Origin of the sequence: Sphingomonas sp., assembly GCF_039594485.1 — a bacterium.
In the GTDB taxonomy this organism is placed as follows: Bacteria; Pseudomonadota; Alphaproteobacteria; order Sphingomonadales; family Sphingomonadaceae; genus Sphingomonas.
The window spans coordinates 35997-49918 of the sequence record NZ_JBCNNI010000008.1; the positions used below are offsets into that span (position 1 = coordinate 35997).

Annotated in this window: 16 protein-coding genes and 1 tRNA gene; 7 read left to right on the plus strand and 10 right to left on the minus strand. The window is 66.8% G+C overall.

The annotated features are described in order from the left end of the window. Positions 1 to 106: 106 nt before the first annotated feature. From ABDV78_RS05210 to ABDV78_RS05220, 3 genes are all read right to left on the minus strand, one after another. Positions 107 to 277: a metallothionein gene (locus ABDV78_RS05210; RefSeq protein ID WP_343526211.1), complete on the minus strand. Its 171-nt coding sequence runs from the start codon at positions 275 to 277 to the stop codon at positions 107 to 109. Positions 278 to 282: 5 nt separating this feature from the next. After that, on the minus strand, positions 283 to 609 hold the full coding sequence (locus tag ABDV78_RS05215) for a metalloregulator ArsR/SmtB family transcription factor (RefSeq protein WP_343526212.1): 327 nt from the start codon (positions 607 to 609) through the stop codon (positions 283 to 285). Positions 610 to 901: 292 nt separating this feature from the next. Next, positions 902 to 975: transfer RNA gene (locus tag ABDV78_RS05220), tRNA-Gln, on the minus strand. A 172-nt stretch (positions 976 to 1147) separates the two neighbouring features. On the opposite strand from ABDV78_RS05220, the gene ABDV78_RS05225 reads away from it, so the two are divergent. Together ABDV78_RS05225 and ABDV78_RS05230 are read left to right on the plus strand one after the other, a co-directional pair. Continuing rightward, positions 1148 to 2191: a Ppx/GppA phosphatase family protein gene (locus tag ABDV78_RS05225; protein ID WP_343526213.1), complete on the plus strand. Its 1044-nt coding sequence runs from the start codon at positions 1148 to 1150 to the stop codon at positions 2189 to 2191. After that, positions 2188 to 2883 (plus strand): RlmE family RNA methyltransferase, encoded by a 696-nt coding sequence (locus ABDV78_RS05230; RefSeq protein ID WP_343526214.1) that lies wholly within the window; start codon positions 2188 to 2190, stop codon positions 2881 to 2883. The genes ABDV78_RS05225 and ABDV78_RS05230 overlap by 4 nt, the downstream gene beginning before the upstream one ends. 211 nt (positions 2884 to 3094) lie before the next feature. On the opposite strand, the gene ABDV78_RS05235 is transcribed toward ABDV78_RS05230, so the two are convergent. Next, entirely contained in the window at positions 3095 to 3457 is a 363-nt protein-coding gene (locus tag ABDV78_RS05235) for a response regulator (protein WP_343526216.1), read from the minus strand. Between the two features lie 92 nt (positions 3458 to 3549). Here ABDV78_RS05235 and ABDV78_RS05240 point away from each other — a divergent pair, with 92 nt between their 5' ends. From ABDV78_RS05240 to ABDV78_RS05255, 4 genes are all read left to right on the plus strand, one after another. Next, positions 3550 to 3792, plus strand: a complete 243-nt coding sequence (locus ABDV78_RS05240) for a DUF3572 domain-containing protein (RefSeq protein WP_343526217.1) — start codon at positions 3550 to 3552, stop codon at positions 3790 to 3792. Then, positions 3789 to 4415: an HAD family hydrolase gene (locus ABDV78_RS05245; protein ID WP_343526218.1), complete on the plus strand. Its 627-nt coding sequence runs from the start codon at positions 3789 to 3791 to the stop codon at positions 4413 to 4415. The genes ABDV78_RS05240 and ABDV78_RS05245 overlap by 4 nt, the downstream gene beginning before the upstream one ends. A 46-nt stretch (positions 4416 to 4461) precedes the next feature. After that, on the plus strand, positions 4462 to 4926 hold the full coding sequence (locus ABDV78_RS05250; protein WP_343526219.1) for a RidA family protein: 465 nt from the start codon (positions 4462 to 4464) through the stop codon (positions 4924 to 4926). A 196-nt stretch (positions 4927 to 5122) separates the two neighbouring features. Then, entirely contained in the window at positions 5123 to 6253 is a 1131-nt protein-coding gene (locus tag ABDV78_RS05255; protein ID WP_343526220.1) for a GNAT family N-acetyltransferase, read from the plus strand. Between the two features lie 51 nt (positions 6254 to 6304). Here ABDV78_RS05255 and ABDV78_RS05260 read toward each other — a convergent pair whose 3' ends face one another. After that, the gene (locus tag ABDV78_RS05260) at positions 6305 to 7972 is read right to left on the minus strand and encodes a hypothetical protein (protein ID WP_343526221.1); all 1668 of its coding nucleotides are present in this window, start codon (positions 7970 to 7972) and stop codon (positions 6305 to 6307) included. 224 nt (positions 7973 to 8196) lie between these two features. Beyond that, on the minus strand, positions 8197 to 9417 hold the full coding sequence (locus ABDV78_RS05265) for an argininosuccinate synthase (RefSeq protein WP_343526223.1): 1221 nt from the start codon (positions 9415 to 9417) through the stop codon (positions 8197 to 8199). Between the two features lie 160 nt (positions 9418 to 9577). On the opposite strand from ABDV78_RS05265, the gene ABDV78_RS05270 reads away from it, so the two are divergent. Further along, positions 9578 to 9961 (plus strand): EF-hand domain-containing protein, encoded by a 384-nt coding sequence (locus ABDV78_RS05270; RefSeq protein WP_343526224.1) that lies wholly within the window; start codon positions 9578 to 9580, stop codon positions 9959 to 9961. Between the two features lie 309 nt (positions 9962 to 10270). Here ABDV78_RS05270 and ABDV78_RS05275 read toward each other — a convergent pair whose 3' ends face one another. From ABDV78_RS05275 to ABDV78_RS05290, 4 genes are all read right to left on the minus strand, one after another. Then, positions 10271 to 11638, minus strand: coding sequence for an ammonium transporter (locus ABDV78_RS05275; protein ID WP_343526225.1), 1368 nt, complete (start codon positions 11636 to 11638; stop codon positions 10271 to 10273). Between the two features lie 17 nt (positions 11639 to 11655). After that, a complete protein-coding gene (locus tag ABDV78_RS05280; RefSeq protein ID WP_343526226.1) occupies positions 11656 to 11994 on the minus strand; it encodes a P-II family nitrogen regulator in 339 nt (112 codons plus the stop codon). Positions 11995 to 12177: 183 nt separating this feature from the next. Then, entirely contained in the window at positions 12178 to 13611 is a 1434-nt protein-coding gene (gene tldD, locus ABDV78_RS05285; protein WP_343526227.1) for a metalloprotease TldD, read from the minus strand. Between the two features lie 18 nt (positions 13612 to 13629). Continuing rightward, entirely contained in the window at positions 13630 to 13863 is a 234-nt protein-coding gene (locus ABDV78_RS05290; RefSeq protein WP_343526228.1) for a zinc-finger domain-containing protein, read from the minus strand. Positions 13864 to 13922 lie beyond the last annotated feature (59 nt).

Sequence of the window (13922 nt, forward strand, 5' to 3'; positions counted from 1 at the left end):
GCTCGTGCCGGACTTCATCCCGGCGAAGCGGTGCCGGGCGCAGATGCGAAAAGATCGCCGGCACGTTAAAGGAGCCGAACGCGCGTCGCGTCCGGCTCCCATTCGGTTACCCGTGGCAGGTGCAGCCCGCGTGGTCGCAACCGGTGCCGCCCGCATGATGCTGCGCGCAGGAATCGCTGCAGAAGCTGCGGCCTTCGGCCTCGATCGCGCTGCCGACGGGAACGATGCAGACGCAATCGGCGCAGGCGCACTTCACTTGTTCGACGGTAACGGCCATTTTACTTACTCCTCATGGACATGATCGGGTTCGAGCACATGTTCGATCATGTTGGTCAGCATGGTCCGTATGTGGCAGTCGGGCAGCTCGTAGAGGACGTTTCGCCCCTGTCGACTCTGCTTGAGCAGTCGTCCCGCCCGCAACAGGCGCAGGTGCTGCGAGACGAGGCTCTGGCTCACGCCCACCTCCTCCGTCAGTTCCCCCACGGTCCGCGGCCCTTCGAGACATCCCACCACCAGCCTTAGCCGATTGGGTTCGCCCAGAAGGCGGAACAGGTCTGCGAGTTGCGCTCCCTCATCCGGTGTCATACAAACATCAACATATGAACGCATCCTAATATGTATATATTGATGATGGTGTCAATGGACTTTTGATGCAAGCTGTTTGCGCAAAGGCCTTCACCAGGACGGTCGTGAAGAACGCCGCGAGGTGGCCCGCCGCGTCCTCTGCGACGGGGTCATCCTGTCAGACCTGATGGTTCCGGCGGTGTCGAGTTGTGGATTCGCGGTCCAGCCCGATGCACGGCCCTGCGCGTGCGAACGGCCGAGTCACGCCATAAGCAAGGGATCAGGGACCATGCGACATACCGCAACGGACCGATTATCCCGGCAGATGTTGGAAATCTGGATGCCCCGTGAGGATTCGAACCTCAATTAACGGAGTCAGAGTCCGTGGTCTTACCTTTAGACGACGGGGCATCAGGCAGGGGCGTGCCTCTAGGCGGGTCGCCCGGTCTTGTCAACAGACTTTGGGGGGGGCATTGCGGCGCAACGTCTTGTAGCCCGCGTGACGACTCGCTACCTTTGAGATCAAGCACCGGCGGACGCTCATGTCCGTGACGGATAGAACAGAATAAAGCGAGATACGGCGATGGGGGAACCACCCACCCGACGGCCGTACCGGCAGGCCAAGTCCCCTGCCCGTCCGGCGCCCCCCCGGCCCCCGCGTGGCCGGTGGTCCGATGCGCAGGCCTATGCCGCGCTCGACCTGGGCACCAACAATTGCCGCTTGCTGATCGCGCGGCCCCATGGCGGCGGCTTTGCGGTCATCGACGCCTTTTCGCGCATCGTCCGGCTGGGCGAAGGACTCGCGACGACCGGCCGCCTGTCCGACGCGGCGATCGACCGCACCATCGCGGCGCTTCGGGTCTGCGCCGACAAGCTGAGGCGCCGCAACGTCACCCTGTCCCGCGCGGTCGCGACCGAGGCGTGCAGGCGGGCGGCCAACGGCCCCGCCTTCATCGCACGCGCCCTTGCCGAAACCGGCATCCACCTGGACATCATCTCGGCCGAGGAAGAGGCGCGGCTTGCCGTGCTCGGCTGCCACGCGCTGATCGAGCCGGGGGAGGACCCGGCGCTGGTCTTCGACATTGGCGGCGGGTCGACCGAACTCGTGCTGGTCGACACGCGCGGCCCCAGCCCCCGCATCCTCGACTGGCATTCCGCGCCCTGGGGCGTCGTCTCGCTGACCGAAAGCGCGGGCGGCGGCGAGGGTGAGGCGGGGCGGCTGGCCGCCTATGCCCGGATGCGCGAGATCGTGGCCGACAGCGTCGCCCCCTTCGCCGCCCGTCTTCCCCGGAACCTGAAGCGTCCCCGGCTGCTCGGCACCAGCGGGACGGTGACGACCCTGGGCAGCGTCCATCTGGGCCTCAGCCAATATGACCGCGCGGCGGTCGACGGGCTGATCGTGCCGACCGCGGCGATGCGATCGATCAGCACCGAGCTGTCGCGCAAGAGCCTGGCCGCGCGCGGCAAGGTGGCGTGCATCGGGCCGGAGCGCGCCGATCTGGTGGTCGCGGGCTGCGCGATCCTGGAGACGATATTGGACCTTTGGCCCGCCGAGCGGCTAGGGATCGCAGACCGTGGGATTCGCGAGGGGATCCTGCGCCGTTTGATGGGAATCGCCAGACCGTGAGCAGAGGAAATTCGGGGCTGCACCAGCGCGTGCGCACCGCCCGGAACCGCACCGCGCAATCGACCCGCTGGCTGGAGCGCCAGTTGAACGATCCCTATGTCCGCCGCGCCAAGGCGGAAGGGTATCGCAGCCGCGCGGCCTATAAGCTGATCGAGCTGGACGAGCGGTTCGGTTTCCTGCGCGGCAAGAAGCGGATCATCGATCTCGGCATCGCACCGGGCGGCTGGAGCCAGGTCGTGCGGCGCAAGCTGCCGAATGCGAGCGTGGTCGGCATCGACCTGTTGCCGGTCGACCCGATCGACGGCGTCACCATCTTTGAGATGGACTTCATGGACGATGCCGCGCCGGACAGGCTGATGGAGGCGCTGGGCGGCGCGCCCGACCTCGTCATGTCGGACATGGCGGCCAACACCGTCGGCCATCCGCAGACCGACGCGCTGCGCACCATGGGCCTGGTCGAGACGGCCTTCGCCTTTGCCTGCGACGTGCTGTCGCCGGGCGGAGTGTTCGTGTCGAAGGTGTTCGCGGGCGGCGCCGATTCGCAGCTCGTCGCCGAAATGAAGCGCCACTTCGCCACCGTGAAACACGCCAAGCCGCCGTCCAGCCGCAAGGGGTCGGTGGAATGGTTCGTGGTGGCGCAGGGGTTCAAGGGGCGGAAGGCCGCGCCGGTCGCGGACGATTCGGAAGACTGAGCGCGCTACAGGCGATCAGTGGGTTCGCGCGGAGGCGCAGAGGACGCAGAGGGGACCCGCTTGGGTCGGAAGACAGCCTGTCTCCCCCGAGACTTGTTTCGCGAGGCGCCAGCCCGGAGGACGGCATCCTCTGCGTCCTCCGCGCCTCTGCGCGAACCAGAAACCCTTTACGCTCCCTCCGTTGCAGCACGTGGCGGAGGATGGGATGTCCTCACACCAACCCGTTCACCGCTTCCATGAAGCGCATCAGGCTGATCGGCTTGGAGACATAGGCGTCCGCCCCCGCGGCACGGATGCGATCCTCGTCGTCGCGCCCCGCATAGGCGGTCACCGCCATGACCGGGATGCGGCACAGCTCCTCGTCGGCCTTCAGCTCCAGGATCAGTTCATAGCCGGTGACGTGCGGCATCTGGATGTCCATGATGATCAGGTCGGGTTCGACCTCGCGCGCGCGCGCCACCGCCTCGCGCCCGTCGCGCACCGGCTCCGCCGTGAAGCCGTGTGCGCGCAGCAGGTCGCAGAAGAGTTTCAGATTGAGTTCGTTGTCCTCGACAACGAGCACCTTTCTTGTCACGCCCGCTCCACCATTACCAAGGTTGACGATAGGCAATGCCCGGACCGGATACAATCAGACCCGAACGGAACCCAGAACGGATCGCACCCGCCATGGCACTGGCGCTTCAGGCGTTGGTCTGGACGCTGCAAAGCCCGCAGCGGGCCGAACGGCTGCTCGCGCTGACCGGCCTGTCGGTCGAGGAACTGCGCGGCGGCGCGGGCGAACCCGGGATGCTGGCGGCAATCCTGTCCTTCCTGGAGGGGCATGAGGCCGATCTGGTCACCTGTGCCGAGAATCTGGGCGAGCGCCCCGAATCGCTGGTCGCCGCTCGCCGGATGCTGGAGGGCGCATGAAGCCGCTGCTGATCTGCGATTGCGACGAAGTGCTGGTCCATATGGTGCGCCATTTCCGCAGCTGGCTGGACGAGGCGCATGACATCGACTTCGCGCTCGACCGCCATGATTTCTTCGGCGCGATGACGCGACGAAATGGTGGCCCGGCCCCGAGCCAGGGCGAAGCCTGGGATCTGCTCCACGGCTTCTTCCCCGGCCAGATGGACCGCCAGACCCTGGTGCCGCATGCGGCCGAGGCGCTGGCCGAACTGGCGAAGACCGCCGATATCGTCATCCTGACCAATCTGGTCGAGGAATGCCGCCAGCCGCGTATCGAGCAGCTCGCCCGCTTCGGCATCGTCCACCGGGTCCAGTGCAACAATGGCGGCAAGGGCGAGCCGGTGGCCAGGCTGGTCGCCGAGCATGGCGACCCCGTCACCGTCTTCGTCGACGACCTGCCCCAGCATCATGAGTCGGTGGCACAGCATGCGCCGGGGGTGCACCGGCTGCACATGGTGTCGGAGCCGGAAATGGCCCCGCACGTCGCCCCGGCGCCGCACGCCCATGCCCGGATCGACGACTGGCGGCAGGCGGAACGCTGGATCGCCGCGCGATTCGCCGAGGGACGCCCGGCGGACGCCTGAGCCCCCTCTTGACCCGGCGGGCGGCCTCGCGCCATGTCTCTCGACCATGACCACCCATATCGATCGCGCGCTCGAGCAGCTCGGCCTCACCCTGCCGGAGGCTGCCGCCCCCGTCGCCGCCTATGTCCCCGTCGTCGAGGCGGGCGGGCTGCTCCATATTTCGGGGCAGCTCCCCTTTATCGACGGCCAGCTCGTCACCGGGCGGCTGGGCGAAGGCGTCTCGCTGGAGGACGGACAGAAGGCCGCGCAGGCCTGTGGCCTGATGCTGGTCGCCCAGATCAAGAAATATCTGAACGGCGACCTTTCACAGGTGAAGCGCATCGTGAAGCTGGGCGTGTTCGTCAACTCCGCCGCCGACTTCACCGACCAGCCCAAGGTCGCCAACGGCGCCTCCGAGCTGATGGTGTCGCTGTTCGGCGATGCGGGCCGCCATGCCCGTTCGGCGGTCGGCGTGCCGGTGCTGCCGCTGGGCGCGGCGGTCGAGGTCGACGCGATAATCGCCCTGGCCTGACCTTTCTTTCCTCCTCCTGTCTTTGGGGAGGTGGCAGGCCAAGCGCCTGACGGAGGGGTGGCCCGATTGGCGAGGTCCGTCGAAACCCGCCACCGGCACCCCTCCACCATGCTTCGCATCGTCCCCCTCCCCTTGCAGGGCGGGAATGCAATGGAGCCCTTGTTCCGCTCTGCTTCAAACCGCATATCGGTCGGCGATGACAACCGCCGTCGCGCGTATCCTGTCCGGCGTCGCCGCGCTGTCCCCCGAAGCGTGGGATGCGTGCGCGGGCACCGCCAATCCCTTTGTCGGCCATGCTTTCCTGACCGCGCTGGAGGAATCCCACAGCGTCGGCGGCCGATCGGGCTGGACCCCCGCCCCGATCGTCATCGACGGCCCGGACGGCCAGCCCGCGGCGATCGCCCCCGCCTATCTCAAGGCGCATAGCCAGGGCGAATATGTCTTCGACCATGGCTGGGCCGATGCCTGGGAACGGGCGGGCGGGCGTTATTATCCCAAGCTCCAGATCGCCTCCCCCTTCTCGCCGGTGCCGGGGCCGCGCCTGTTGCTGCGCGACCCGGCCCTTGCCCCCGCGCTGATCGGCGCGATCGAGGCGGTGACCGACCAGAATGAATTGTCCTCCGCGCACGTCACCTTCGTCGCGCCCGACCAGCTCACGCATTTCGAGGCGGCGGGCTGGCTGATCCGCGAGGGGGTGCAGTTCCACTGGCGCAATGACGGCTATCGCAGCTTCGACGATTTCCTGGCCGCGCTTGCCAGCCGCAAGCGCAAGGCGATCCGCAAGGAACGCGCCGCCGCCGTGGAGGGGCTGACCATCCGCCACCTGAGCGGCGCCGACATCCGGCCAGCGCATTGGGACGCCTTCTGGATCTTCTACCAGGACACCGGCAGCCGCAAATGGGGCCAACCCTATCTGACCCGCGCGGCGTTCGACCGGATCGGCGAGCGACTGGGCGACAAGGTCCTCCTGATCCTCGCCGAGCGCGACGGCGTGCCGATCGCGGGCGCGCTCAACCTGATCGGTGCGGACACGCTCTATGGCCGCTATTGGGGGGCGATCGAGGAGGTGCCGTTCCTCCATTTCGAACTCTGTTACTATCAGGCGATCGATGCCGCCATCGCGCGCGGCCTCTCCACCGTGGAGGCCGGGGCGCAGGGCGAGCACAAGCTGGCGCGCGGCTATGCGCCCGTGCCGACCTTCTCGGCGCATTACATCCCCCACCCCGCCTTTCGCCGCGCCGTGGCGGAATTCCTGACCCGCGAGCGGGCGGCGATCGCGGCGGAGAGCGACCATCTGGGTGAGCTGACCCCGTTCCGCCGGGGTTAGGGGCCCTGTCGGAAACCCGCGAACGAGCGGGTTTCAGACAAGGATGGGTTCTTAATTCCCGTCCTTGTCGGGCGGGGTGCTGCGCCGCGCGGGGGGCGGCCGCAGATCGTCGCTGGGCAGCGGGCGGCTCAGCAGTTCATAGGCGGCCGGGTCGATGATCGGGCGGCGATCGTCGATCCGGTAGAGCACATCGCGACCCGATCGCCAGATCGGCGTCATGCCCCGCGTCAACGCCTCGTCATAGCGCGGCGGATGGACCAGCCAGACATAGTCGAAGGCATCGCGCGGCAACAGCTTCAGCGCGGTGTCGATCGGCCGCCACCACTGGCCCCGGCAGCGTCGCGGGGTCACGATCTCCGAGGGATCATGCGCGAAACGCTTGGCAGGGGCGTAGCGGGCGGTCAGCAACTGGCCACCGGCCATCGACCATTGGTCATTGGCATAGGCGAGCTTGCGCTCCAGCGCGAGGCCGGCGACATGCTCCAGCCGGCTGGAGGGCCAGACATCGGCGCAATAGGGACGGCCGACAAAGGTCAGCAACCGCGCGCGCGGCGGCACATGATCCAGCGCGGCCAGCACCCGGTCATAATCATTGCTGTACATCACGAAGCTGACCGTCGTCACGCCGATGCGCACGACGAAGAAGAGCAGCCCGACCACCGCCAGCGTCGACGCGCCACGCAGCGACAACCCACGGCGAGGACGGAGCGCGATCAGCGCGATGGCCAGCACATAGGGCGCCAGCCGCATATCGGCATAGGCCGATCCGAACACGATGCGCGGCAACAGCAGATAGACGACCGCCAGGAACGCCGCCGTCAGCACCAGATTGCGCGAATATTCGACCCGCTCGTCGCGCACGCCCTTCAGCAGCACGAGGAACAGCACCGTGACCGAGGCGAGGTCGAACGCCATCCAGCGATCACGCAGCACCATCGTCACCCAGTTGATCTTCCACCGCCAGTTGAACCAGTCGGTGGTCTGGCCGGTGACATGATCGCCCGAGCGCCACAGCACCATCATCACCATCGGCAGCGCGAGCGGGATACAGCCGATCCCGGCCCGGAAGGCGGCTTCCGCCCAGCCCTTGACGCCCCGAGCCCCCTTGGCGCGGCGGATATCATGCTGGCGGATCAGCTCGGCCGAGAAGGCCAGCACGCCCAGCACGCCCCAGCCAAAGGTATGCGCGACCCACAGGATGCAGGACAGCGGCACGAAAAGCCCCGCGCGCAGCCTGACCGCGCCCAGCCGCCCCATGCGCAGCCACAACGCGAACAGGTTCAGCGCCAGCGCCATGGACAGCGCGAAGTTCACGAAGCCGAACTGGATGGGATAGCTATAGGCCAGCGGCAGCGCGAACAGTGCGGTGGCGGGGATCCGTCCCTGCACCTCGCGCGCGATCCAGAGCAGGCCGGTGACGGTCAGTACGGGAATCGCGATGACGATCAGCTTGACCGCCAGTTCCAGCCCGAAGATCGGGGCCAGCGGCTCGATCAGCAGGTCAATGCCGAGATTGCCGATCAACTGCCATTCGAAATGATACCAGTTCGCCAGCCAGGGCTGATGGGCATATTCAAGCTGGACGCGGTAGCGCCCCATATGGCCCGGCAGGTCGACCAGCGGCGGCACGGTCGGCCAGATCAGCGGCAGGGCGGCGAGCAGTGCCATGGCCGCCACGAACCATCGCGTCTGCCACCAGTTGAGATTTCCCCCATTCATGCCGTCCGGCCTAGCGGATCGAAGGGGGATTGGACAAGCATCCGCCTTGGTGCGGTGCGGCAAGTTGTTGGGGCGGCGGTGACAGGCTCACCCATGTTCGGAGGGGCCCGGCGGGGAAGATCGCCGCGAGCGGGCGGCCTTTGCCTAGCCTCAGGACCTTACCCATGAAAAAAGGCGGACAGGTTTCCCCATCCGCCCTTTCGACATTCCGTACCGAACCCAGATCAGATCCGGTCGCGGCGGCCCAGCAGGCGCAGGCGCAGCGCGTTGAGCTTGATGAAGCCCGCCGCGTCGCGCTGGTCATAGGCGCCCTGGTCGTCCTCGAAGGTGACGACCTTTTCCGAATACAGGCTGTAGGGCGACTTGCGGCCGGTGACGATCGCCTGGCCCTTGTACAGCTTCAGGCGGACGGTGCCGGTCACCTTCTCCTGGCTGTGGTTGACCGCGGCCTGCAGCATCTCGCGCTCGGGCGAGAACCAGAAGCCGTTATAGACCAGCTCGGCATAGCGCGGCGCCAGTTCGTCCTTCAGGTGCGCGGCACCCCGGTCGAGCGTGATCTGCTCGATGCCGCGGTGTGCGAGCGCATAGATGGTGCCGCCCGGCGTCTCGTACATGCCGCGGCTCTTCATGCCGACGAAGCGGTTCTCGACCAGGTCGAGGCGACCGATGCCGTGCTTGCGGCCCAGATCGTTCAACTTGGTCAGCAGCGTCGCGGGCGAGCACGCCTCGCCGTTCAGCGCGACGCCGTCGCCACGTTCGAAATCGATGGTGATCGTCTCGGGGACGTCGGGCGCGTCCTCCGGGTTAACGGTGCGCGAATAGACATAATCGGGGACCTCATCCCACGGATCCTCCAGCACCTTGCCCTCGGACGAGGTGTGCAGCAGGTTCGCGTCGGTCGAGAAGGGCGCTTCGCCGCGCTTGTCCTTCGACACCGGGATCTGATGCGCCTCGGCGAATTCGATCAGCTTGGTGCGGCTGGTCAGGTCCCATTCGCGCCACGGCGCGATGACCTTGATGTCGGGGTTCAGCGCATAATAGCCCAGCTCGAAACGGACCTGGTCGTTGCCCTTGCCGGTCGCGCCATGGCTGACCGCGTCGGCATTGACCATCTTGGCGATCTCGATCTGGCGCTTGGCGATCAGCGGCCGCGCGATCGAGGTGCCGAGCAGGTACAGCCCCTCATAGAGCGCATTGGCGCGCATCATCGGGAAGACATAATCCTTGACGAACTCCTCGCGCAGATCGTCGATGAAAATGTGCTCGGGCTTCACGCCCGCCATCTCCGCCTTCTTGCGCGCGGGCTCCAGCTCTTCGCCCTGGCCCAGATCGGCGGTGAAGGTCACGACCTCGCAGCCATAATGCTGCTGCAGCCACTTGAGGATGACGCTGGTGTCGAGGCCGCCCGAATAGGCGAGGACGACGCGCTTGATATCTTCGCTCACGGCAAAGTCCTTCGGAAGAGGGGATGGATTTGCCCCGGCCCCTATGCGCTCGACGCCCCTCACGCAACCTTCGGTTGGGGTCGTTCCCCCTCTTGTTCATTGCGGCGACAGCCAGAGGCCGTCAGGAGCGGCGATGATGTCCCGTTCAGGAGTTTGCGCCATGACCCGTTTCCTCGTCACCGGCCTGGTCGCCGCGACCCTCGCCATGCCCGCCATGGCGCAGGATACCCGTGCCTCGGCCGCCGCCAAATTCTCGCGCGAGTTCAAGGCGCGCGACACCAATCATGACGGCGTGCTGACCAAGGCCGAGGTCAAGGCCGCGATCATGCGCATGGGCAATGGCCAGAAGCAGATCGACGCGGTCCATGCCGGACGCCTGGCGGATCTGTGGTTCGCGAAGGCGGATGCCAACCAGGACGGCAAGGTAACCGAAAAGGAGGCGCAGGCACTGCTGTCGCGGACCTTCGACGAATATGAGGCAGCCAAGGCGGCCCAACGGTCGCAGCAACCGGCAGGCCCGGCGGCAGGGCCTAAGGGGCGGTAAACGCCCCCCACTCGCCTCCGTTCAGCCTGAACGAAATCAACAGCCTCGCCCCGCCTTGTCCGCGGGCGAGTCCGGTGCATTTACTTCACTCCGTGCGAACGGAAGATGGGACTTGCTCCTCCCGCTCTGGCGAAGCTCGATCGCCTGTGCGAGCCTGCTCAAACGGATCGCCTCCCCGCCTTCGCGGACGTGATGCAGTCCCGCCTCAGCAACAGACACAAAAAAGGCCCGGTGCGTTGCCGCACCGGGCTTAGGTCGTCCGCAGGAGGAACGTCGTGGGGTGCGGGGGTCTGTCGCCCCCGCTCCCGATCAGTTGTAGGCGCGCTCGCCGTGTTCGCCGAGGTCGAGGCCTTCCTGCTCGACTTCCTTCGAGACACGCAGGCCAGTGACCGCCTTGGCGATGTACATGGCGATGACGGTGCCGATGGTGGCCCAGACGATGGTCGTGGCGACCGCGCCGAGCTGGACCAGCAGCTTCGAGCTCATGACGTAATCTGCCGCACCCGGACCGCCGAGCGACGGGGCATAGACCACGGCGGTACCGATCGCGCCGATCATGCCGCCGATGCCGTGCACGCCGAAGGCGTCGAGCGCGTCGTCATAGCCGAGCTTGGGCTTCAGGACCGACACGGCGTAGAAGCAGACCACGCTGGCGATGGCGCCCAGCACGATCGCGCCGAACGGGCCCGAGTTGCCCGCCGCCGGCGTCACCGCGACCAGACCGGCGACGATGCCCGAGCAGAAGCCCAGCGCCGAACCCTTATGCCCCGCCAGACGCTCGGCGAGCATCCAGAACAGGCCACCCGAAGCGGTCGCGACGAAGGTGTTGATCATCGCCAGACCGGCCGAACCATTGGCCTCAAGCGCGGACCCGGCGTTGAACCCGAACCAGCCGACCCACAGCAGGCCGGTGCCGACACCCGTCAGCGTCAGCGAGTGCGGCGGCATCGGGGTCGTCGGATAGCCCATGCGCTTGCCCAGGATCAGCGCGGCGACCAGCGCCGAGACACCGGCGTTGATGTGCACCACCGTACCGCCCGCGAAATCGAGCGCGCCCGCCTTGAAGAACAGGCCCGACGATGCCCACACCATATGCGCGATCGGGAAGTAGACAATGGTCAGCCACACCGCGGTAAACGCCATGACCGCCGAGAACTTCATCCGCTCGACGACCGAGCCCAGCACCAGCGCGGCGGTGATCGCGGCGAAGGTCATCTGGAAACAGATGAAGACATATTCGGGGATTTCGACGCCCGCGGTGAAGGTCGCGGCCTGGCTGGCGGGCGTGACGCCCTTCAGGAACGCCTTGCCGAGCCCGGAGATGAAGTTGGACGCGCCCCCCGACACGTCCGGCCCGAAGGCCAGGCTATAGCCGTACATCACCCAGATCAGCATCGCGAGACAGGCAGCCGCGCCGATCTGGGTCATGGTCGACAGCATGTTCTTGGCGCGGGTCAGACCGCCATAGAACAGCGCCAGGCCCGGCAGGATCATCATCATGACCAGCACGGTCGAGGTGAGCATCCAGGCGGTGTCGCCCTTGTTCACGGTCGCCGCCGGCGCGGCGGTGGCCGGCGACTGGAGCGCGGCGACGTCCTGGGCCCAGGCGGGCAGAGCGGCGAAGAGCGTCAGGCCGAGGCCCGCCGCGCCGGTCGCCAATTTGGTGACATGCTTCATCGAAATCCCCCCCTCGCTCAGAGTGCCGATTCGTCGGTTTCGCCGGTGCGGATGCGCACGGCCTGGCCGACATCGAGCATGAAGATCTTGCCATCACCGATCGCGCCGGTGTTGGCGGCGGACTGGATCGCTTCGACGACGCGGTCGGCGATCTCGGACGCGCAGACGACCTCTACCTTGATCTTGGGCACCATGTTGGTGCTGTACTCGGCCCCCCGATAGATTTCGGTCTGGCCCTTCTGCCGCCCGAACCCCTTCACCTCGGTCACCGTCATGCCAGCCACGCCCAGAGTCGTGAGCGCCTCGCGCACCTCGTCGAGCTTGAACGGCTTGATGATAGCGATGATCAGCTTCACCTGCGCCCCCTTTAGCGTTTCCTGGGCCAAGCCTAGCAAGGGGTGTGCCAGTTTACGTTTTGTGACTTTTGTTGGGGAAATGGCGTGCCACCGGGGGCAATGGCACGCCAGCTTCGGTCAAAATTTAAGCAACCACCCCGAACTGCCCGAATTTTAGGCAGCCCCTCATGGCCGGAAAGCCGGTTACGCCGCCAGGGCGGTGCCGCCGACGGTCAATCCCTCGACCAGCAGCGTCGGCTGCCCCACGCCCGCGGGAACGCTCTGCCCGCCCTTGCCGCAGACGCCAATCCCTTCGTCCAGTGCGAAGTCGTTGCCGATGCCCGTCACCTTGGTCAGCACGCTCGGCCCGTCGCCGATCAGCGTCGCACCCTTGATCGGCGCACCTAGGCGGCCGTTTTCGATCCGGTACGCCTCGGTGCAGGAGAAGACGAACTTGCCCGACACGATATCGACCTGTCCGCCGCCGAACGACTTGGCGAAGATGCCGTTCTTCACCCGCGACAGCAGTTCGGCGGGATCGTCCTGCCCACCCTTCATGAAGGTGTTGGTCATGCGCGGCATCGGCGCATGGGCGAAGCTCTCGCGACGGCCATTGCCGGTCGGCGCAACCCCCATCAGGCGCGCGTTGAGCCGGTCCTGCATATAGCCCTTCAGGATGCCGTCCTCGATCAGAACGACCTCGCGCGTGGGCGTGCCCTCGTCATCGATCGACAGCGAGCCGCGCCGGTCGGCGAGGCTCCCGTCATCGACCACGGTGACGCCCGGCGCCGCGACCCGCTCGCCGATCCGTCCCGAAAAGGCCGAGGTGCCCTTGCGGTTGAAGTCGCCCTCCAGCCCATGCCCGATCGCCTCGTGCAACAACACGCCCGGCCAGCCCGGCCCGAGCAGCACCGTCATCTCGCCCGCCGGGGCGGCCACCGAATCGAGATTGACGAGCGCCTGGGTCAGCGCGACGTCGATGCCCCGCTCCCAGGTCTCGCGCGCGACCAGCCGGTCATAAAGATAGCGTCCGCCGATCCCGAAACCGCCCGTCTCGCGTCGTCCATTCTGTTCGACCACGACCGAGATGTTGAGCCGCACCAGCGGCCGGACATCGGTGGCGACGAAGCCGTCGGCGCGGACGAGCTCGACCACGCTCCAGCTTCCCGACAGGCCGACCGACACCTGTACGACGCGGGGATCGCGCGCACGGGCGGCGGCGTCGATCGTCTGGCACAGCGACACCTTCTCGGCGAAGGGGATCAGGTCCAGCGGATCGGTCGCGGTATAAAGGTGGCGATTGGTGCCCTGTGGCGGCGGCGCGGCGGCGCCCTTGGCGGGATCGATCAGCGCCATCGTCTCGGCGGCGCGCTTGATCGCGGCCTCGGACAGTTCATTGGCGTGGGCAAAGGCGGTCATTTCGCCCGACACCGCGCGCAGGCCGAAACCCGAATGCGTGTCGTAACTGGCCGTCTTCAGCCGCCCGTCGTCGAAGCCGAACGCCTCCGACCGCTTATATTGCAGATACAGCTCGCCATCATCGGCGCGCGACAGCGCGTTGGCGGTCAGCCGCAGCGCCGCTTCGGGATCGAGCGTGTCACGATAGAGGAACGAGCGGGGATCGGTGGCGGAGGTCATGCCACCGATATAGGCGGCTCAGCGGCCGGCGCCATCCCCATGGTCGACCAGCTTCGACTGGTCCGCACCGTCCGCCGGACCGCCGATCAGCACGAAGCGACGGTCGCAATAGCCGCAATCGACATAACCGGTCTCGTCGATCTGCAACCAGACGCGCGGATGGCCGAGCGCGGCGCCGCCCGGAATGTCGGTGGCACCGTCGCAAGCGACGCGGGTCTGGGTGACGCGGGTGGTTTCGGGCGGCGGCAACATAATGCCCTCGCGATAGCAAGGCGCGTGCGTGCGTGCAATTGCCGAAACACGGGCGAAAC

Coding starts and splice junctions, on each gene's coding strand:
- ABDV78_RS05210 (WP_343526211.1), bottom strand. CDS start 277: ATGGCCGTTACCGTCGAACAAGTGAAGTGCGCCTGCGCCGATTGCGTC.
- ABDV78_RS05215 (WP_343526212.1), bottom strand. CDS start 609: ATGCGTTCATATGTTGATGTTTGTATGACACCGGATGAGGGAGCGCAA.
- ABDV78_RS05225 (WP_343526213.1), top strand. CDS start 1,148: ATGGGGGAACCACCCACCCGACGGCCGTACCGGCAGGCCAAGTCCCCT.
- ABDV78_RS05240 (WP_343526217.1), top strand. CDS start 3,550: ATGGCACTGGCGCTTCAGGCGTTGGTCTGGACGCTGCAAAGCCCGCAG.
- ABDV78_RS05245 (WP_343526218.1), top strand. CDS start 3,789: ATGAAGCCGCTGCTGATCTGCGATTGCGACGAAGTGCTGGTCCATATG.
- ABDV78_RS05250 (WP_343526219.1), top strand. CDS start 4,462: ATGACCACCCATATCGATCGCGCGCTCGAGCAGCTCGGCCTCACCCTG.
- ABDV78_RS05255 (WP_343526220.1), top strand. CDS start 5,123: ATGACAACCGCCGTCGCGCGTATCCTGTCCGGCGTCGCCGCGCTGTCC.
- ABDV78_RS05260 (WP_343526221.1), bottom strand. CDS start 7,972: ATGAATGGGGGAAATCTCAACTGGTGGCAGACGCGATGGTTCGTGGCG.
- ABDV78_RS05270 (WP_343526224.1), top strand. CDS start 9,578: ATGACCCGTTTCCTCGTCACCGGCCTGGTCGCCGCGACCCTCGCCATG.
- ABDV78_RS05275 (WP_343526225.1), bottom strand. CDS start 11,638: ATGAAGCATGTCACCAAATTGGCGACCGGCGCGGCGGGCCTCGGCCTG.
- tldD (WP_343526227.1), bottom strand. CDS start 13,611: ATGACCTCCGCCACCGATCCCCGCTCGTTCCTCTATCGTGACACGCTC.
- ABDV78_RS05290 (WP_343526228.1), bottom strand. CDS start 13,863: ATGTTGCCGCCGCCCGAAACCACCCGCGTCACCCAGACCCGCGTCGCT.